The sequence below is a fragment of the Sporosarcina sp. Y1009 genome, assembly GCF_057669865.1.
Genome location: NZ_JBYHFO010000027.1, coordinates 19322 through 39925, shown reverse-complemented (window position 1 = coordinate 39925; position 20604 = coordinate 19322). Strand labels below are relative to the sequence as shown.

Genomic DNA, 20604 nt, shown 5'->3' with positions numbered 1-20604 from the left:
GCTTAGAAAAATAGTGTCCAATTTTAAGGGTCCAGTGCACACTGCGTTCCTGCGGGGTCTTCAGCTCGCGCTGTTCCCGCTGGAGTCGCCGCCCTACACTACAATCAACTAATTTCACTATACGAAGATAGTTAATCATTGCCTTCTTAAAGAAATTCATATTACAGAAGACTGGTTAAAAGAATATTCCTTGTTACAGATCTTGATGGAACTATAATTTTGAACCTGTAAATTATCTACAACGTGCTCGCTCTAATAAAAGAAACGACAAAAGTCTACCAAAGAAAACCAGCGTAGGCGCCTTACGAGTGGTAGCCAACCGAACAGCGAAGGGTTCGGTTTGTATAATTTCTGTGCACTTTACAGAAATTATACAGGTTTTGATTAAAGGGTAGTGGTCTTCTAGCTGGCTTATTGCGGGAGGCCTCCACAAGCGCCGAAGCGAATTTCAAGAGCAACAATTAATCGACCTTTGTTCAGGGGGCCACGAAAGTTGGTTTTTTTATGACGTAGCCCTTCTTCATATCTTATAGTTTACACAAGTTCAACATTTTTTTCAGTAGTTGTTTCAAGTGATTCGAGTCGACGTTCCATTGATGATGTTTCGTATTCCTTATCAATTTTACCGCCAAGGCTTTCGATATATTGGTTCATCTCTGAGACGGAAGAAATTTTTTCATCTGTTACCTCAGGAGAAATCACTTTGTCCATTTGATGATGGGCGCGCGTGACATTTTCTTTACCCATCAATTGTAACTGACGAACTTTCATATCTTTAACTTTATGTTTCATTTCTTCGAATTTACGTTCCAATGCAGTTAATTCATCTGTGGCGTTGATGATAGACGCTGTGAGATCATTTGCACGTTTCTCATATGTTTCAACTTCTGCTTCAGCAAATGCCACCAAATCTTCTTCCTCGGCAGATTCTGCAAGTGTAAGCTGACTTCTGCGTTTATCTACCATTTTTTCTGCTTCAGTGAGTTCCTTTTGCAGTTCAGTTTTTAGTGTAAACTGTCGTTCAAGTAATTTTCCAACTGAAGTTGTTTGTTTCTCTGCTTCGCGAATGTATTGGTTAAGCATTGCGATTGGATTTTTATTTTCTTTCTTGTCAAAAGCTGTGTGTAGATCCGCCTGAACTGTGTATTTTAGTCGATTCCAAAGTGAATTCATTAAAAATTCCTCCTCATTATTTTGTGATTTCTTCCCATTGTCTTTCGAAGTTTACGAAAGGATCGTTTACAGGACCGTGTTCAATGATTTTATCTTCTGGTTCGCCTTTCCATTTATGCCAAACATACAAAACCCCGATGATCGCAATGATTCCGATAAAAGCGGGTACATTAGAAACAACTGTGATCAAGCCGATTACAAGTACGCCTCCCCAGAATAATTTAGCAATTGTTGCTTCGCTTTTTCTGAAGTAGTGGAACCCTGCATAAGCGATAGCTGCTGAAAGCGCGAGCGCTAGTAGAGAGCCTAAATTTACGAGGGCGATAATTCCTGCTGTAATACCGAGTAATACAAGTCCGAATTTTTTCATTTTCTTTGCCTCCTTTATTTGTACCCTAATCTTATAACGGAAACCTGTTTGTCCCTACAGGCGCAGTGTGGATTTCCATCTAAGACCTAAGGCTGAATTATTTATACTTCCTATGGCTATACGGTTGTCTATGATGTAGACTATAATTAATAGAAAAGTCCGTAAACTTAGGAATTTAACTAAATAAGTGAGGTGGTTATTCCGGCATAACCGTAAGAGAAATCGCATATAATTATTCGGTGTTATCTGGCTGCAAGGCACTTAGCGTTTAATAATCTCAGAACCTACTAAAAAGGAGATGGATTTAATAATGATGCAAACACCACTATTATTATCATCATTTGTCAAACGAGCAGAACAGTTTTTTCCGGACAAGTTAATCATTTCTCGAACGGGGGAGGACAAGATTCACCGCATTCCGTATCGTGAATTTGCAAAAAGGACCCGTAAACTTGCTGATGCACTAACAAAACTAGGCATGAAACACGGTACGAAAGTTGGCTCATTTGGTTGGAACCATCATCGGCACTTGGAGGCGTATTTCGGTGTGCCATGTACCGGGGCTATTCTTCATATGATCAATATCAGACTATCGCCAGAGCATATAGCGTATGTGATCAATCATGCGGAAGATGAAATTCTTCTTGTCGATGATAACTTATTTCCTCATCTCCAGCAGCTCGCACCTATGCTGAAAACAGTCAAACACTATGTCATTATGGGCGATAGTAAAGAGATTCCTGAAACCACACTCGAAAATGTTCATTCTTATGAGGCGTTACTTGAAACTGCTTCCGATACATTTGAATTTCCAGAAGATCTTGATGAAAATACGCCCGCTGGTATGTGTTATACATCCGCGACGACGGGAAATCCAAAAGGAGTTGTTTACACACATAGAGGGATTGTACTCCATAGTTATGCGCTAGGTTTAGCTGATGCGATGGGAATGGGTGAGCGTGATGTCGCGATGCCAATTGTTCCGATGTTCCATGTTAATGCGTGGGGAATGCCGTTTGCAGCAGTGTTTTATGGAACTACCCAAGTATTAACTGGCCCTGGATTTGATCCAGCGCTAATTTTGGATTTAATAGAAAAAGAAAAGGTAACTTTAACAGCGGGCGTTCCGACAATTTGGTTAGCGGTATTAAAAGTACTTGAGACGGGACCATCCCGTGATTTGTCATCGTTACGGGCGATTGTCTGCGGTGGTTCGGCAGCTCCAAAAGGTCTTATTCGCGCATTTGAAGAGAAATTTAATGTACCCTTCATCATCGGATACGGCTTAACTGAAACAACACCTCTTGTAAGTCTATCTGTATTTACATCGAAAATGGATGGACTTTCAGTAGATGAGAAAATTGATATCCGTGCACTCCAAGGGCTGACGATGCCAGGTCTCGAAGTACGGATTGTCAATGAAGACGGGGAAGTCCCATGGGATGGTAAAACGATGGGTGAGTTAACCTTGAGAGGCCCTTGGGTTGCCAGCGAGTATTATAAAGATGAACGCACAGCGGAGGCATTTAGAGACGGTTGGCTTTACACTGGTGATATTGCAGTCATGACGGAGGATGGTTATTTAAAGCTCACAGATAGAACTGCAGACTTGATTAAAAGCGGCGGTGAGTGGATTTCCTCAGTAGATCTAGAAAATGCGTTAATGACCCATGATGCTGTATTTGAAGCGGCAGTCATTGCGGTTCCACATGAAAAGTGGCAGGAACGACCAATTGCTTGCGTTGTGTTACATGAAGGGAATAGCCCAGATGAAGACATGAAGAAAGCGTTATTGTCCTATATGGATGGACAATTTGCCAAATGGTGGGTTCCGGATGATGTGATATTTTTGGATGAAATACCAAAAACCTCTGTAGGGAAGTTCTTAAAGAGAGCATTACGTGCGGAGATTACTGAACAAGTTGAGAATGTTTGAGCTGAGGTCACCCGGTTTTACTGGGTGACTTTCATTTTTATTTGGAAAAGGAACGTTGTGAATGATTCTTATGGATAGACAATAGTAGCGACTGTCATATTATGCACATTGTTAGTAATAGAAAAAATGATATAATTTTGCATTAAAAAGGTAATTTTCAGAATCTATGCACATTTACGTTGAGTTACCCACGATGAATTGTGGGTAACTCGAGTTATTCTAGATTTATCCACATATTTAAACCGTGGTGTATGATAGAAACAACCGGTTGTTTAAATATTGACATGTCATTAAAAATTATATTAAGCATAAAATAATTTAAATTGAAGCAACTATCTCTATACGAAAACGTCCAATGAATGTAGAAATTTGATTTGCATAGCAGAAATGATTTTAGTAGACTTGTATCGGTGGCGATAAAAAATGGAAAATTGGATTACAGAATTTATGAGCGAGTTTGGCTATTTTGGTGTATTACTATTAATTTTGCTTGAAAATATATTTCCGCCAATTCCTTCAGAAGTAATTTTGACGTTTGGTGGTTTTATGACGACGTTTTCGGATATGACACAGCTCGGCGTCATCATTGCAGCAACAATTGGATCTGTCATTGGCGCGATGATCTTATACAGCATCGGTCTGCTGATTGATGTGAGTCGTTTAGAAAAAATCGTCGATCGATGGGGCCATCTGTTGCGGTTGACTAGGAAAGATATTCATAAGGCAGATGCATGGTTTGATAAATATGGTCCCTGGACTGTATTTTTTTGCCGATTAGTTCCGCTGATCCGGAGCCTTATCTCAATTCCAGCGGGAATGTCCAATATGAACTTTCCATTATTTCTTCTATTAACGACACTTGGTAGTTTACTATGGAATGGAATTCTCGTCTCCGTAGGTGTAGCGGTAGGAGATAATTGGGCGTCGATTGTGCATTATATGGATATATATTCGAATATCGCGTATGCATTGATTGGATTAAGCGGAGTAGCGGCGGTTATTTGGTATGTTCGCTTCCGTAGAAAGAGAGCTTAATTAACTTATGGACTTATTCGAATTATTAAAAGCACTGATTTTAGGGTTTGTAGAAGGTATGACGGAGTTTGCGCCTGTTTCTTCCACAGGGCATTTAATCATCGTGGATGATATGTGGTTGAATATCAACGAATTTCTAGGGGACCGCTCGGCATTCACGTTTAAAATTGTGATTCAGCTAGGGTCAATATTAGCTGTTGTCGTTGTTTTTTGGAAACGTCTTTTTAGTCTGGTCGGTCTTTACAAGATTGACGGAAAGAAAATGAATTCAAGATTCAACTTAGCACATGTCATTATTGGAATGTTGCCAGCAGTAATTGTTGGTTTTGCTTTAAAAGACTATATTGATTTAAATTTAGGCGGGGTAAAAACAGTGATCTTTGCCCTAATTGCAGGCTCGTTCCTAATGATTGCAGCTGATAAATTAGGACCGAAAAAGCCTTGGGTTAATTCGTTAGATCAAATCACTTATCGCCAGGCATTTGTAGTGGGCCTTGTTCAATGTTTATCATTGTGGCCAGGTTTTTCACGTTCAGGTGCGACAATTTCTGGTGGTGTCCTTTTTGGATTGAACCATAAGACAGCCGCAGATTTTACATTCATCATGGCTGTACCAATTATGATCGGCGCAAGTCTGGTGTCAGTTTTAAAGAACTGGGAACATATGTCGATGGATGATTTAGGGTTTTATGTTGTCGGATTCATCAGCGCATTTATCTTTGCGATTATTTCAATCCGTTTCTTCTTAAAACTAATTTCGAAAGTTAAATTGATGCCTTTTGCGATATACAGACTTATCCTCGCTGGGATATTAGTCGTGATTGTCTTCATGTAACAACAAAAATGGCTTGAGCATATAATCTGCTCAAGCCATTTTTTATTTTTTACCAGTAGTTAGCGTTGTTTGCTCAGTTCATCGTAAATGAGTTCCATATTGTATTCCAAGTATTTCACATACGTATCGATTTCATCGCCTGGGTCACCGATTTCATCAGAATAGATTGGCTTTTCGGCAATTGGAACGCCACTTTCCTTAGAAACAGTTTCCATTGGACGTGTGTCGACATTGGATTCTACAAACAGGATGGGCACTTTATGTTCTTGGATATAATTTACAAGCGCTTTGATTTGTTTAGGGGAACCATTTTCTTCCGTATCGATTTCCCAAATGAACGCTTCTTTTAAACCATAGTGATCGTTCAAGTATTGGAAAGCACGTTCACTTGTAACAAGGACGCGATTTACTTCAGGGATCTCGCTGATACGCGCTTCAAACTCTTTATCCAGATCTTTTAAGCGCTGAACATACGCATCACCTTGTTCTTGGATCTTAGCACCATCCGTTGGGTGTTTTGTCGCCAAAGCATCGCGTAAATCTTCGGCCATCTTGACACCGACAGCAGGGTCGATGAATGCGTGTGGATTAATCTCTTCGTCACGCCCATCACTATCGGACAAGTATTTCGGTTCCACTCTTTCCGTCAAACTATGGATATTTACTTCTTTCTGATTGACTGCACTTATCATTTTCATAAACCAGCCATTTTCTCCGCCTTCAAGATTTAAACCGTTGTAGAAAAGAATATCCGCATCAGTAGCAGCTTTGATATCGTTCGGTAAGGGCTCATATTCATGTGGATCTGTCCCACTCGGTACGAGGTTATGCACCTCCACTAAGTCACCACCGATTTCTCTTGCCATATCGGCGATAATTGTGAAGGAGGTGACGACTTTCAATTTTTCAGTATCTGTTGCTAAATTGTCCTCAGTTATATTATCGTTTCCACATGCAGATAATATAAATACCGCAAGAAATGATAGACCCAGCCATGTTAATAATTTGTTCATGTTACACTTTCTACTCCTTTGTAATGAATTCTACTTAAATTTCTTAACGTGTTGTTGCTAACTTACGCTTCCCAAATGTACGAATCTTCTTTGATACAACACCTTGTTTGGGTGCAAATAAAAAGGCGAGTATGAATAACGAAGTTGTGGCCAGTGCAATGACTGGTCCGGACGGTAAATTATACAGAAAACTAAAGTACAAGCCGATGACGGAAGATAATGCCCCGAATAAGCCAGCCAATACCACCATGACCGATAATCTATTTGTTAGTAAATATGCGGTAGATGCAGGTGTAATGAGCATCGATACAACTAAGATAACACCTACAGTCTGTAAAGATGCTACAGTCACGAGTGTAAGCAAGAACATGATCGTATAGTGAATCAGACGGGTTTTTAAACCGTAAGCAGCAGCCATTGTCTCATCGAAACTAGAGATAAGCAGTTCTTTAAAGAACAACACGACGACCAAAATAACAAAGGCACCGATAATCAGTGTTAGCCACATATCCGAAGTTCGAACTGATAGTACATTTCCGAATAGAATCTGCGTCAAGTCAGTCGCACTTCCTGCTTTCGTAATTAAAATAATTCCGAGCGCAAAGAAGGCGGAGAACACCAATCCGATTGACGAATCGGTCTTAATACGGCTGTTTCGTGAGATGGCGCCAATCCCGAATGAGGTCAAAATCCCAGTTGCAACTGCTCCGTAGAAAAAGTTGATGCCAAGCATATAAGAAATCGCAACGCCAGGCAAAACTGCATGCGCTATGGCGTCTCCCATTAATGCCATACCGCGCAAAATGATAAAACAACCAATAACACCACAAATGATTCCGACCATGATAGACGTAATCAATGCCTTTTGTAGAAACTCATAGACCATTAAATCGTTAATAAATGCCATTACATTGAAACCTCCAGACCTTCAAACATAAGTTCTCGGTGGTAAGCTTTTTCCATATTTTCTCTTCGGAATACCTTGTTAACAGGTCCCGCATCTATAAGTTCTTTGTTGATTAGGACGAGTTCATCAAAATAACTTTTTACTTTAGATAGATCATGATGGACAACGAATACGATTTTACCCGCAGCCTTCAGCTGACGTAAAATATCGATGATGACTTCCTCACTGGAAGCATCGATACCCACAAACGGCTCGTCAAGAAAGAAATAGTCTGCCTTTTGTGCAAGTGCTCTTGCTAGAAATACGCGCTGTTGTTGACCGCCTGATAGCTCACCGATTTGCCGTTTTGCGAAATCCTCCATGCCCACTTGTCTCAAGCATTCTATTGCCCATTCTTTATCAGCTTTTTTCGGTCGTCGAAACAGACCGGCTTTTGGGTAAGTCCCCAGTAATACTGTGTCTTTCACGATTATTGGAAAGTTCCAATCTATATTTGAGCGCTGTGGAACATAAGCAATGTTTTTACGCACATGATTTATACTATTCGTTCCGAATTGGACATCGCCGTTGTCTCGACGAATAAGGCCAAGCATCGCTTTCAGTAATGTTGATTTTCCTGCGCCGTTTGGTCCAAGCACGCCAATCAAACTACCTGGTTGAAAGGAAAACGAAACATCTTTTACGACCTCGTTGTCGTCATATGAAACACTAATATTATTCACAAATATTGGATTGACCATTTTACGACCTCCTTATAAATTTGATTATCTCTTAAAAAAAGTTTCCTTAGTGCAACTTTTTGAGTATAGTATACGTATTTTTTTTATGAAATAGGGGGCATTTACAGGAAGTTTCCCTAATGCAACTTCTTTGTTATTAAGTATATAATATAAGTTTCCCTTGTGCAACATTTTTCTTTGTTTAAGTATACTATTACATATTTTTGTCTTGCGTTGGGCATTTGAATGGTCGTATACTTTCATTTCTAAATGTCTCTCATTCTGTGAGGTTGTGACAGGAGTTTTGCTAGTAAGTCATATATACTTTAGTGAAGTCCTAAAATGATCGAAGACTTGATGTAATGAGCCTTTCGTTTTCTAAAAGGAGGAAATTGACTTGAAAGAACGTATTTTAATTATTGAAGATGAAGAAAATATTGCACGTGTTTTACAATTAGAACTTGAGTTTGAAGGCTATGAAATAGATGTCGCACATACTGGCCCAGATGGTCTTATAAAATATCGTGAACAAGAATGGAATTTAATCTTACTGGATTTAATGCTTCCCGGTTTGAATGGACTGGATGTGCTGCGAAGAATTAGAGCGACTGAGGCAAACACACCGGTTATATTATTGACAGCAAAAGATGATGTCGAAGATAAAGTCGCGGGACTCGATTTAGGTGCAAATGATTATGTAACGAAACCGTTTGAAATTGACGAGCTGCTGGCAAGAATTCGTGCGGCGCTTCGATTTTCACCGAGGCTGGAGACCCAACAGGTGGAAGATGAACATTTACATGAATTCGCAGGGTTGAGCATTCATGAAAAAACACGTGAAGTTAAGCGAGATGTTCGGTTGATTGAGTTAACGCCACGAGAATTCGATCTTTTACTCCATCTTCTTCGACATCCCAATCAGGTCTTATCACGAGAACAGTTGCTAAATGCAGTTTGGGGTTATGACTATTTTGGTGATACGAATGTTGTTGATGTGTACATTCGTTATGTACGGAAGAAAATTGAAACTGAAGGAGAGCGTACATTAATACAAACTGTGCGCGGCGTCGGTTACGTTTTGAAGGAGCTAGAAAAATGAAGTTGAAAACGAAAATACATTTCTTTTCGACACTTCTTATGCTTGTTATTTTAGTTCTTACAAATATTGGGATCTATTTCGTGTTTGAAAGAATGGCTTATAATACGGAATATAAACAACTACAGCTCCAGGCAACGGAAATGACGAAGTCTTTCAATCAGGTAAATGAAAAAACGGATATAGGGACTGTAATTGGTGCATATATGCCACCAAATGGCGCGATTCGTGTTTTTGATAGTACGGGGAAAAAGATTAACACCTTTGAAACGGTTGGGGGCATAAAAGAGTACACCCCCGAGTTTACAGATGGGGAAAAATATACTTTAGAGAACTTCGAAGGTATTCCAGTTCTATCTATAAAGACGCCAATCATCTGGACCAATGGAGATGTCGTTGAACTACAAATGATTCAGCAGCTTATTGATGTAAAAGACAGTTTGAGAACACTAACGTTAATACTTCTAGGCGTTACTTTGATCGCAATGATTCCAATCACGATTTCTAGTATAGCGCTGGGTCGGATTATTACACTGCCAATCGAAAAATTGATTGAAACAATGAGGCAAAGCAGAAAAACGAGCACATATGAAAAAATTAACATTCCTTCTAATGGCAAAGATGAGATGGGTGAGATGGCCACAACATTTAATGATTTAATGGACCAACTTGAGACGAACTACAAACAACAAGAACAATTTGTCTCAAATGCCTCTCACGAACTAAGAACACCTTTAACCGTTATTGAAAGTTATGCACGTTTGTTAACAAGACAAGGATTCGATAATCGGGACGTAGCAGAAGAAGCGGTTGGTGCGATTCTCGGAGAATCTGTTCGTATGAAAGAAATGATTGAACAATTATTGCAGTTAGCGAGAGCACATGAGCAAATGAAATTTAATTATGCTAAAACGAATATTTATGATCAAATTGAAAAAACATTGCAACCGATGCGACAAGCTTATTCTCGGGAATTTTTAATGGACGGGGTAAATCCTGCATTTGCTGTTACGGACAGTGAAAAACTTCGTCAACTTCTGTTTATTTTCCTTGATAATGCAAGGAAATATAGTGATGACGTCGTAAAAACCGTTTTGGAAGAAAGTGATGAAGGGTTTATTGTCTCTATAATTGATTATGGAAATGGAATTCCTGAGGATGCACTGCCAAATATCTTTAATCGTTTTTATCGTGTAGATGAAGCGCGTAGCCGTAAAACAGGTGGGACTGGTCTTGGACTTGCGATTGCACAAGAACTTGCCAATGGATTGGGTGCTCAGTTGAAGGTGGAAAGTATTTATGGAATGGGAACGACAATCAGAATTTCTATCCCAAAAGAGCAAATTCTCACCGAGTTTTAATAATCGATACGTATGATTGAAGTAGGGAGGCGAATAGGATGAAAAAATTGCGAAAGCCATGGGTACTTCCGCTAATTTTAACCATAATTATTATCGTTGCAGGTGGCTTGTTTATTAGTAATTTATTGACAAAGGCAGAGCTACTCTCAAGTGAAGAAATCAGACTGCAGCTTGAAACAATATACGACGGAAAAGTCGAGAACATCTCATTGGTAGACGGGGTCTATTTTGCTGAGATTATGCGATCAGATGCCCTTTATTCTGCTGAAGTCGATGCAGAGAGCGGGAAGGTATTGGCGTTGAACCAGTTAAGTAAGGTGGAAAGCGAGGAGGAATCCGAACTGCAGATTCTATCCGAAGCAGAAGTCCGAGAAAAAATAGCCGTAAAATATCCGGGTGAAATTGAAAGTTTATCTTTAAATGACAACAAAGAAGCGCCTGTTTATAACGCGGAAGTCGTAAAGGACAAAGCGCTAGTAGAACTTCAGATTGATGCCATGACAGGTGAAATGATATCTGAGGAAACAAAAGAGACGACAAAAGAAGATGTGCTCATCACAAGAGAACAGGCGATTGAGATAGCGCTTGGTGAATTGAATGGTGAAGTGGAGTACTCTACTTTCAAACGGACAAATGACGGTGGATACTATGTAGTTGAAATCGAACAAGATAATGAGGATACGGATGACATAGAAGCCGTTTTCCATATCGATGCCATAACAGGAGATATCCTATTTGTTGAATGGGATAACTAATTTCTCATCAAACTCTAATAATCCTCACAATAAGTTCTCATCTTCGACGGGTAATATGAAGATAAGATCAAAAGGAGGAAGATAAAGATGAAAAAGTGGATCGTAATCCCAGTATTGGCTGGAGCAGTTGTAATCGGTGGCGTGGCAATGGGAGCAAGTGCAGATAAGAATACTAACCAATCAACAGGCGTTTTGGGTGTCAACGCTACGGGAAATGATGATACAGCAAGACTTACAATTGAAGAAGTAGAAGCAAAAGCGGTTGAAACTGTAGGCGGCTTTGTAACTGAGATTGACTATGATCGGTCTGACAATGTGTATGAAGTCGAAGTAGAAAGCGAGTCTGTGCGTTATGAGCTGGACATTGACGCGACATCTGGTGAACTTGTAAAACAGGAAGTAGAGGACGAAAAGTCATCCTTCAAATCAGATGAAAAAGTAACTGCAAAAAAGAACAAGAATTACATTTCCGCTAAAGAAGAAGTAATCGCGATTGCAATCGAACATTCACCAGGAACCGTAAAGTCTGTTGAATTAGATGACGATGACGATCATGCACACTTCGAAATTGACATTAAAGACGGCAAATATGAATATGAGTTTGAAATCGATGCAATCACAGGTAAAATTCTAGACTTTGAAAAAGACCGTGATGATGATTGAGAAAAGGGGGGCTGTTCCTAGAACAGCCCTATTTTTAATTTCAATCGTTATAAACGCTCTTCGATGGGGTGGCCTTTACTCACCTTAGGACGCGCTTTATGTTCTTTGTCCATAAGTTGTGCGCCAAGAATTGCCGCAATACAGATTGCGCCTACAATCCAAAACGCTGCCGAATTGACACCGGTAAATACTTGTTGATAGAATAGGGCACCAAATGCTCCCCCGAGTATTGGTCCTACAATCGGTATCCAGGCGTAACCCCAATCCGATGAACCTTTTCCGACTATTGGTAAGAAGAAGTGAGCAATTCTTGGGCCTAAATCACGCGCGGGATTGATCGCAAAGCCAGTTGTTCCTCCGAGGGATAACCCAATGGAAAGGACTAGGAATCCAATGATGAGTGGATTAAGTCCCTGTGTGAATTCATTTGCACCAATTGCTAATATCCCTAGTACAAGAATGAATGTGCCAATCATTTCACTGATTAAGTTGGAAAACGGCTTTCTAATCGCTGGACTTGTTGAAAAAACAACTAATTTCTCTTCTTTACTTTCGGTTGCTTCCCAATGCGGAAGATAATTAAGGTAAACAATGACAGCGCCAATACTAGCGCCTATCAGTTGGGCTAAGATATATGCTGGAACATCAGCCCAAGGAAAAGCGCCAATGACAGCAAATCCAACTGTGACGGCTGGATTAATATGAGCTCCGCTTATCCCACCCACTGCATAAATTGCAACAGCTACAGCGAGACCGAATCCCATCGTTATAACAATCCAACCAGAGCTTTGGGATTTTGTTTTATTGAGGACTACTCCTCCAACAACACCGCAACCTAAAGTCACCAAAATCATAGTTCCAATTAATTCACCTAAAAATGCTGACATAGGACTCCCCCTTAAATGAGCAGCGAAGAAGGCTTACTCCCTGGAGAGAAGGAAGAGCAGTCGAGGGTGCTCATAAGTGGCTCATGACTTATCCATGAGCAAGTAAAAATCTATCGACTAACTCAAAGAAACATCCACAGTTTGCTTTCAAATATTTGAAGGGCAAGCCATGGATGTGTTTATCGTAGCTAAGCTATTTACCTTTTTATCATTCCGTGTGGATCAATAACGAATTTTTTCGCCGCACCTTTATCGAAAACTTGATAACCATTCGGTGCTTCATCTAAATTGATAATTGTCGCATTGACTGCCTTGGCGATTTGGGCTTTACCGCTGAGAATCGACTTCATTAAGAAGTTATGGTATTTCATGACAGGAGTTTGTCCAGTGACAAAGTGATGTGCTTTTGCCCATCCTAATCCCATGCGAATCTTCAGTGTGCCGAATTTTGCATCCTCATCAACTGCTCCAGGATCGCCTGTTACGTATAATCCAGGGATTCCAAGTTTTCCACCAGCACGCGTAACCTGCATGATTGAGTTGAGAACAGTGGCAGGTGCTTCTCCTACACCTTTATGGCCGTGTGCTTCGAACCCAACACAGTCAACTGCACAATCTACCTCAGGGGTTCCAAGAATCTGTGCAATTTGTTCGCCAATATCATCATGCTCCAAAAGATTGATTGTTTCGCATCCAAAGCTTCTCGCTTGTGCCAATCGCTCTTCAATCATATCGCCAACAATGACGCACGAAGCCCCGAGTAGTTGAGCTGAATGGGCTGCCGCTAATCCAACAGGTCCAGCACCAGCAATATAAACAGTGGATCCGATTGTGACGCCTGCACTATAAGCGCCGTGAAATCCTGTTGGGAAAATATCCGATAACATTGCTAAATCAAGAATTTTATCCATCGCTTGGTCTTTATCAGGAAATTTTAATAGTTGGAAGTCAGCATAAGGAACCATCACATACTCCGATTGGCCACCTACCCATCCACCCATATCAACGTATCCGTATGCCGAACCCGGACGATCTGGATTCACGTTTTCGCAAATATGTGTGTCTTGTTCTTTACAATTTCGACAGCGACCACAAGCAATATTGAAAGGTACAGAGACGAGATCTCCTACTTTCATATATTCAACATCTCGACCGACTTCAATGACTTCGCCTGTAATCTCATGCCCTAATGCTAGGCCACTTGGTGCTGTTGTTCTCCCGCGCACCATATGCTGGTCACTACCACAAATATTTGTCGCAATAACCTTTAAAATAACCCCGTGATGACACTTACGACCGACGTTCAGTGGATTTACCCCAGGCCCATCTCGTAACACTAGGTCTGGAAAACCGATATCAACAATATCTACCTTCCCAGGTTCTTTGTACACGACCGCCCGATTTCCCGCTTTTTTGTAATCTACGGAACTCTTCCCAACATCCAAGTCAACAACAGCACGATTTCCTGACATAACCAATACCCCCTATAAATAGTTTGTCCTTGCACTCTAGTAATATATGCAAGTTCCATGCCAAGTCCGTAATCCAGATTAAATTAACATCCCGGTAGAATGTTAATTCAGAATTGTTACATTTTATGACGGTTCAGTGTATAATTTTGAGACAGTGGGGCGTACAATCATTCAATTGAAACAGCAGCCATCTACTATAACTATAAAATAGGTCATAAGAGGTGAGTTTCTTGTTGAAAGAGAACGTTGTTGAGGAGAAGATGATTCGAGATTCATGGAAACGTTGTGAAGAATATGGATTTAAACCGAGTGATCCAGTAGATAGCACCGTTTTAAATCATTATCAAATTACTGAAGTTCTTAACAGAAATCAGGAATTGACTCATTCTGCCATCCCAAGTTTAAAGAACTTATATCCTACTTTTAGGGAGATGGGTCATATAGTTTCGCTTGTTGACCGTCAAGGAATAATAATTTACACATTAGGAGATGAAAACTTAGCTAGTGAAGTGCAAATGCAAGTAGGAACAAATTGGCTTGAAGATAGAAGAGGAACAAATGCAATGGGGGTTGCATTACTGGAAAAAAATCCTGTTAGGGTACATGGAAGTCAGCATTTTAACGCCTCAGCGCACTTTTTGACATGTGCTGCCTCTCCCATTTTTTCACCATCAGGAGAGATTCTTGGCGCCATTAACATTAGTGGGAGAAAAGAGCATTATCATCCTTATATTTTTACATTGACACAAATTATTGCAGGTGACATTGGAAATAGAATCATGCTTCGTCAGATGAATAAAGAATACCATCTCACTCTTAAAGAATTTGAACATAGCATTAATAAATATATTAAAGTACCATTTCTCACACTAGATGAAGAACATCGTATAATCCGCGCAAATAATCGAGCAAAAGCCATTATCGGACAAAATAATATTGGTGAAAAGTTAAATAATACAGATCAATTTATAATTGACACGTTCACCAGCAAATGTAAGAAATTTACACGGTCGGTTGCGATTCATCAGAAACATAAGAAAGAAAAACGTTTATATACATTTACAGATATTCAGGGCAATTGTCCTTCAGTCGTACGAACAAAGAAAATGGCTGAAAAAGCAGCCGCTACTGATATACCAATTCTTCTTATCGGGGAAACTGGGACCGGTAAAGAGTTGTTTGCCCAATCGATCCACTCCGCAAGCATGCGAAGCCATTCGCCATTTGTTGCAGTTAATTGTGGAGCGATATCCGAATCCCTTATTGAAAGTGAGCTATTTGGTTATATTGGTGGATCCTTTACAGGGGCAAATCCGGAAGGTAGGAAAGGGAAATTTGAAGCAGCACAAAATGGCACGCTTTTTCTAGATGAAATTGGTGATATGTCTTTACGTGCTCAAGTTACGTTGCTAAGGGCATTACAAGAGAGTGAAATTACGCCAGTTGGAAGTACAACTGCGAAGGAAATAGATGTAAGGATTATCGCCGCAACAAATAAAGACTTGGCAAAAGAAGTTGAAGCAAAACGTTTTCGTGCGGACTTATATTACCGTTTAAAAGGGATACAAATCACGCTTCCATCACTTCGTGTACGGACGGACCTAATCCAGATGGTGAATGACTTAATAGAGGAGTATGGCTATTCTAATTTGAAACTGTCGGAGGAAGCAAAGCAAAAGATTTTAGCCCATAAGTGGCCTGGTAATATCCGGGAGCTTATGAGTGTTCTAATGGAGGCAACCTTTTTATCGGAAGGAGAAATAATCGGTCCTGAAGATATTCGAATTGAAACTGATCGCACAAGCATAGAAATTAAAGATGACATGGACCCTTTAAAAGCTGCGGAAAAATCCGTAATGGAAAAACATATCCGAATCGCTGAAGGGAATATTAGCATAGCTGCCCAACGACTTAAAATAAGCCGAAATACGCTTTATCGAAAAATGAAAGAGTATAATATCGAGTTGAGTTAAGTAGAAGTCGACTGCTAAGAAACTAGAGATAACTAAACTCTCATCAAACTCTAATAATCCTCACAATGAGTTCTCATCTTCAGCGAGTAATATGAAGGTAAGATCAAAAGGAGGAAGATAAAGATGAAAAAGTGGATGGCGATTCCAGCATTAGTTGGTGCAGTAGTAATTGGTTCGGCGGCATTGGTAGCAAATGCAGATAAGGGTAATCAGCAGTCAACAGGTGTGTTAGCAGCCCAAGTTACAGAAAATGACAAACAAGAAAATATAACGGTAGAACAAGTAGAAGATAAAGCAGTTCAAACGGTTGAAGGCGGCGAAGTAACGGAGATTGATTATGATTCATCTGATGATGAGTATGAAGTCGATGTACAAAGAGGTTCAGTCACATATGAATTAGATATTGAAGCGTCAACTGGTGAAGTGGTTAAAAAAGAAATAGAAAATAATAAGGCTAGTAAACAGTTAACGGTTGTCACAGAAGATAAGAAGACTTCTGATGTTAAGAAATCAAGCGAGAAAAAATCAGATGTAGTAGAAAAATCTGTTGAGAAGAAATCAACTGAAAGAAAACCAAGTGAAAAGAAATCAGAAAGAAATAATAAGTATCTCACGGCAAAAGAAGCAATTGCGATTGCATTAAAACAAACACCGGGTACAGTAACAGACGTTGAATTGGATGATGATGACGGTCGTGCATACTTCGAAATTGAAATCGAAGATGGAAAATACGAGTACGAATATGAAATCGATGCAGTGACAGGTAAAATTCTAGACTTTGAAAAAGACCGTGACGATGATTGATATAGAAACCTAAAAAGGAATCCTATACGAATGTAGGATTCCTTTTTTCTATTTAATTTTATTCACAAGAGAATTTCGAAAGGGTGAATAGGCTACCATATTCAACGATCACCGTGCCTCCCTGATCCATGCATTTTTCGGCCTTAATTATATTTTCATCTGAATTATTCTTGATCTGGAAAATACGGCCTGTGGATATGGTGAGAATCATTACGACAAACACGATTGAAAAAACTTTCATTCTTTTATGGAACTTTTGTGATTTTATATCATTTCTGTTCTTTTTATTTGGGCTGACTTCATGAGATAAGCTGTAGTTTCCGTTTATATAACTCCGGATTTCACGATAATACAGAGTGTGGTGAAGTATTAATATGATTACTAGACTTACGATATAAATATATCGATTTAATGGGAGAAACATTAGGACGATTAATAATGGCAATGCCTGTGAATAGAGGATATAAACTTTCTTGGTTGCATTTTGAGTCACTTGTCGTAGCATTTCATCATCTTCCATAAACTCCCCAAGTTTCAGGAATGTGAATGCCTGTATTCGGTTATGAGGATTATCCTTGTTATGGCGATTAAGCTTAATGAAATAGGCGGAAAAAACTACGATAAATAACGTAAGACCAACAAATAACGACACAACCGCCGGTATGTTCCAATTAATGAGTACCTCATTATTTTCATACGCAAATACACCATCGAAATCATTAAAAAGCATATCAGCTGCGTAGATAACGCCGTAACTGCAGATTATGAAGCTGGCTAATATAGCAATATTCCATAAAGGGATCTGTACACGAAAATCTTTTTTATTCATCTCAATCCTCCTCTTCTAACCAAAATAGTTCATCAATTTTGACCTGCAAATGCTTCGCTAGACGTAATGACAATGCAATCGAAGGGGAAAAATCTCCTTTTTCAATGAAACCAATTGTTTGTCTAGTCACGCCCACACGATTAGCCAATTCAGTTTGTGAAAACGCATGTCTGGCTCTCAATTCTCTTACTCGATTCCTAAGCATTTTTTGCTCCTTTCGTTAACTAATCTAATCATAATGTAAACTATAGTTAACATACAGTCAAGTATAATTAACATCAAAAAATCCTAATTCAATAATGAATTAGGATTTAGGAAGTGTAAACGGTATACTTTTCCAACTTCAGCAATTTCAGTAGCTCCGTCAAAATTGCTACTGGCGGCTTTTAGAATTTCATCAATATTTCCGTGTAAAGGGAGATGTGTCAACAGAAGTTGTTTTGCATTCGATTTTTGTGCTAGTATACCTGCTTGGCTTCCGCCCATATGCCCCGGCGCAACACCGATGTGTTCCTCATCTAAATTTGCCTCGCTAATCAACAAATCTGCGTCTTTTGCAAAATCGACAAGCTCGTCACGCCACCCAGTGTCAGCCGTTAAAACAAGGGAGCGACCCTCAACTGTGAACTTCATTGCGAGGCAATAGACTGGATGATCAGTCTGGCAAAAAGTCACTGTAAATGGTCCGATTTTTATGGGTTTATTTTCATAAATCGCAATACCAATCGTCCGCTCCTTATAAGCTAGTTTAGCGAAGTTTTCTTCATCTTGGTCATGGCCATAAATCGGCAAAATCGGAGAAGGATTGTTTAAATAGTACTGGATCAATCGGCTATACTGCAAACTTCCTACGTCGGCAATATGGTCTGCATGGTAATGGCTAATTACAACAGCATCTAGTTTCTCCAAAGGTATATAGTTTTGGAGAGATGAGAGAACGCCACTTCCACAATCCACAAGACAATGAAAACCATCGTGTTCGATTAAAAAAGAAGATGTCGCTTCATTCGCTTTTGGATAACCACCCCAAATGCCAATTGGGATTACTTTCATTTTAAAAAACCTCCATTCAGATAATACAAACATTGTAGTGAGTGTATCTTGAAATGGAGGTTTTGAAAAGCGAGAAGGGGACAGACTGTCAACAGCTAATGGAGCTAACGCACCTCACCCATTAGTTTAAGTTTAAAGGTTCACAAACGTTCTCAATTAATCGAGTGATGTTATTCTCTTATTTAATCATTTTAATGAGTATGGATGTTCATTAAATAATTTCTGCTATACAGTATTAAGCTCTGCTTGTAATATTTCCAATGCATATAATAAGTCCAGATCTTTTTGAATATGTTCCGGAGTCCAAGGTATATAATGATGTGGTTGAATGCCTTTTCCGTGTAAAGGGTCGTTTAAGGTCTTTTGTACAATTCTTGATACTGGATAATAAAGCGAGAACATATTGTCCCAGTCTTTAACTACTAAGTCGCTGTAATCATTCACCCCCATTGTTGCCCGTCCAATTACGGTTACCTTTGAAGACTCCATACAGGTCTCTATAAAGTATTCACCGGCACTAGCACAATAACTATCCGACATAACAATTACTTTTCTAGGTAAATCTGTCCCCTCAATCTCAAAAACTTCTTCCCCCAATAAGTTCGAGAAATCGAAAGCGACAAAACCTTGGCCGCGATACGTTTCAAATTGTTCTTCAGCAAAGTCAAGAACACTTAGTGTCCCTTTGTCATTTATATTCTTTCTTGCATTGTGACAAAGTTGAATAAATAGATCCGAATTTCGATTGGTACAATTAAATTCTCTTAATTTGACCTCCGAATTCGGACGTTCACTGTAAGGGAAAATATATTGTAATAATGTAGAAAAGGCCTGCCCATTTCCACCGTTATTTTTTCGTACATCAATAATTAGATTTGTACATGTTTTTAATTCTTCTTCATGTTTTTTTACGAAATCCAAAACGGCTTCCACATCTATAAAACTAGGTAAAGTCATCAATAAAGTTTTTTCATTAATTGTTTTTAGTAAGGATTCTTTTTTTCGACGCACTGTTTCATATTTTTTCAAATCAAATTTAATGTGTTGTCCATTTTCGTTTTCTATTTTAATAAATGATGATTTATTAATTATATTCGACCAATCCTCACGCTCGGCACTTGTTTCTCTCAGTAAATATCGTTTTGAAGTAATTAATTCTTCAATTGTTTGATTGTCGATGGAGATAATTTTTGATCCCTTTGGAAATCGATTCTCTTCAAAGGTTTCTGTAACATAGAGCGCATCATTATATCTTCTTACTCGAAAACCAAGAGTGCTTGCTTTTACGTTATCTGATCCCTTTAAGAGAAAATACATATGTCGATCTTGAAAACTAATAAGATAATCATTAACTATTTCCACAAATTTTTGAGGTGTCATTTCCTGCTTATCTTCTAGTTTTTCTATTTTCCTAAGGTGATTTTCAGAATGATCCCATCCTAGCTTTTCATCCCATCCAGCATAATCATTGTGTGTAATATCAATTATTTCTTTAAATATTTCAGAATACCTAGTCATAGACACTCACCAATCCTTTTCCCATTAGATTTCAATACATGAAAACTCATTTCGGACACGTCTGCAACTTGAATTTCAATCCATCTGTCCCTGCCTTATAATTAGCTTCTAATTGTGTTTAATATATTAAACACAATGATACATGAAAAATAGTTATAATTCAATATATTAAACAACTGAGTTCGTTTAATTGAACGTGATATAC

At 39.1% G+C, this 20604-nt stretch carries 20 protein-coding genes; 9 read left to right on the top strand and 11 right to left on the bottom strand.

All coding sequences use genetic code 11. The features are described 5' to 3' along the window. Positions 1 to 534 precede the first annotated feature (534 nt). Entirely contained in the window at positions 535 to 1173 is a 639-nt protein-coding gene (locus AC25Y1_RS19010) for a PspA/IM30 family protein (protein ID WP_488149583.1), read from the bottom strand. Between the two features lie 16 nt (positions 1174 to 1189). Continuing rightward, positions 1190 to 1543 (bottom strand): lmo0954 family membrane protein, encoded by a 354-nt coding sequence (locus AC25Y1_RS19005; protein WP_488149582.1) that lies wholly within the window; start codon positions 1541 to 1543, stop codon positions 1190 to 1192. A gap of 310 nt (positions 1544 to 1853) precedes the next feature. On the opposite strand from AC25Y1_RS19005, the gene AC25Y1_RS19000 reads away from it, so the two are divergent. The 3 genes from AC25Y1_RS19000 (at position 1854) to AC25Y1_RS18990 (ending at position 5349) form a co-directional block, all read left to right on the top strand. Next, positions 1854 to 3479 carry a long-chain fatty acid--CoA ligase gene (locus tag AC25Y1_RS19000; RefSeq protein WP_488149581.1) on the top strand — a complete coding sequence of 542 codons (1626 nt, stop codon included), beginning with the start codon at positions 1854 to 1856 and terminating at the stop codon, positions 3477 to 3479. Between the two features lie 423 nt (positions 3480 to 3902). Continuing rightward, positions 3903 to 4514 carry a DedA family protein gene (locus AC25Y1_RS18995; RefSeq protein WP_488149580.1) on the top strand — a complete coding sequence of 204 codons (612 nt, stop codon included), beginning with the start codon at positions 3903 to 3905 and terminating at the stop codon, positions 4512 to 4514. Between the two features lie 7 nt (positions 4515 to 4521). After that, positions 4522 to 5349 carry an undecaprenyl-diphosphate phosphatase gene (locus AC25Y1_RS18990; protein ID WP_488149579.1) on the top strand — a complete coding sequence of 276 codons (828 nt, stop codon included), beginning with the start codon at positions 4522 to 4524 and terminating at the stop codon, positions 5347 to 5349. Positions 5350 to 5408: 59 nt separating this feature from the next. Here AC25Y1_RS18990 and AC25Y1_RS18985 read toward each other — a convergent pair whose 3' ends face one another. Genes AC25Y1_RS18985 through AC25Y1_RS18975 form a run of 3 tightly spaced genes read right to left on the bottom strand, consistent with a single transcriptional unit; the run spans position 5409 to position 8009 of the window. Continuing rightward, positions 5409 to 6362 carry a metal ABC transporter solute-binding protein, Zn/Mn family gene (locus AC25Y1_RS18985; RefSeq protein ID WP_488149578.1) on the bottom strand — a complete coding sequence of 318 codons (954 nt, stop codon included), beginning with the start codon at positions 6360 to 6362 and terminating at the stop codon, positions 5409 to 5411. Positions 6363 to 6405: 43 nt separating this feature from the next. Next, a complete protein-coding gene (locus AC25Y1_RS18980; RefSeq protein WP_488149577.1) occupies positions 6406 to 7269 on the bottom strand; it encodes a metal ABC transporter permease in 864 nt (287 codons plus the stop codon). Continuing rightward, positions 7269 to 8009, bottom strand: coding sequence for a metal ABC transporter ATP-binding protein (locus AC25Y1_RS18975; protein WP_488149576.1), 741 nt, complete (start codon positions 8007 to 8009; stop codon positions 7269 to 7271). Before AC25Y1_RS18975 ends, AC25Y1_RS18980 begins: the two co-directional genes overlap by 1 nt. 376 nt (positions 8010 to 8385) lie before the next feature. Between AC25Y1_RS18975 and AC25Y1_RS18970 the strand changes: the two genes are divergently transcribed. The 4 genes from AC25Y1_RS18970 to AC25Y1_RS18955 all read left to right on the top strand — a co-directional run bounded on the left by AC25Y1_RS18970 (position 8386) and on the right by AC25Y1_RS18955 (position 11863). Next, a complete protein-coding gene (locus AC25Y1_RS18970; protein ID WP_488149575.1) occupies positions 8386 to 9087 on the top strand; it encodes a response regulator transcription factor in 702 nt (233 codons plus the stop codon). Next, positions 9084 to 10445 carry a sensor histidine kinase gene (locus AC25Y1_RS18965; protein WP_488149574.1) on the top strand — a complete coding sequence of 454 codons (1362 nt, stop codon included), beginning with the start codon at positions 9084 to 9086 and terminating at the stop codon, positions 10443 to 10445. Before AC25Y1_RS18970 ends, AC25Y1_RS18965 begins: the two co-directional genes overlap by 4 nt. Positions 10446 to 10483: 38 nt before the next feature. Continuing rightward, the gene (locus AC25Y1_RS18960) at positions 10484 to 11200 is read left to right on the top strand and encodes a PepSY domain-containing protein (protein ID WP_488149573.1); all 717 of its coding nucleotides are present in this window, start codon (positions 10484 to 10486) and stop codon (positions 11198 to 11200) included. Positions 11201 to 11287: 87 nt separating this feature from the next. Further along, positions 11288 to 11863: a PepSY domain-containing protein gene (locus AC25Y1_RS18955; RefSeq protein WP_488149572.1), complete on the top strand. Its 576-nt coding sequence runs from the start codon at positions 11288 to 11290 to the stop codon at positions 11861 to 11863. 47 nt (positions 11864 to 11910) lie between these two features. Here the strand turns inward: AC25Y1_RS18955 and AC25Y1_RS18950 are convergent, their stop codons facing one another. Further along, entirely contained in the window at positions 11911 to 12750 is an 840-nt protein-coding gene (locus tag AC25Y1_RS18950) for an MIP/aquaporin family protein (RefSeq protein WP_488149571.1), read from the bottom strand. Positions 12751 to 12947: 197 nt separating this feature from the next. Then, a complete protein-coding gene (fdhA, locus tag AC25Y1_RS18945; RefSeq protein ID WP_488149570.1) occupies positions 12948 to 14222 on the bottom strand; it encodes a formaldehyde dehydrogenase, glutathione-independent in 1275 nt (424 codons plus the stop codon). Between the two features lie 230 nt (positions 14223 to 14452). Here fdhA and AC25Y1_RS18940 point away from each other — a divergent pair, with 230 nt between their 5' ends. Continuing rightward, positions 14453 to 16195: a sigma-54-dependent Fis family transcriptional regulator gene (locus AC25Y1_RS18940; RefSeq protein WP_488149569.1), complete on the top strand. Its 1743-nt coding sequence runs from the start codon at positions 14453 to 14455 to the stop codon at positions 16193 to 16195. Between the two features lie 123 nt (positions 16196 to 16318). Beyond that, a complete protein-coding gene (locus tag AC25Y1_RS18935; RefSeq protein WP_488149568.1) occupies positions 16319 to 16999 on the top strand; it encodes a PepSY domain-containing protein in 681 nt (226 codons plus the stop codon). Positions 17000 to 17057: 58 nt separating this feature from the next. Here the strand turns inward: AC25Y1_RS18935 and AC25Y1_RS18930 are convergent, their stop codons facing one another. The 4 genes from AC25Y1_RS18930 to AC25Y1_RS18915 form a co-directional block, all read right to left on the bottom strand. After that, complete coding sequence (locus AC25Y1_RS18930; protein WP_488149567.1) at positions 17058 to 17828, bottom strand: hypothetical protein; 771 nt, start codon at positions 17826 to 17828, stop codon at positions 17058 to 17060. Position 17829: 1 nt separating this feature from the next. Next, positions 17830 to 18033, bottom strand: coding sequence for a helix-turn-helix transcriptional regulator (locus tag AC25Y1_RS18925; RefSeq protein ID WP_488149566.1), 204 nt, complete (start codon positions 18031 to 18033; stop codon positions 17830 to 17832). A gap of 83 nt (positions 18034 to 18116) precedes the next feature. Further along, positions 18117 to 18881, bottom strand: coding sequence for an MBL fold metallo-hydrolase (locus tag AC25Y1_RS18920; protein ID WP_488149565.1), 765 nt, complete (start codon positions 18879 to 18881; stop codon positions 18117 to 18119). 225 nt (positions 18882 to 19106) lie between these two features. After that, a complete protein-coding gene (locus tag AC25Y1_RS18915) occupies positions 19107 to 20399 on the bottom strand; it encodes a S41 family peptidase (protein WP_488149564.1) in 1293 nt (430 codons plus the stop codon). Between the last annotated feature and the right edge of the window lie 205 nt (positions 20400 to 20604).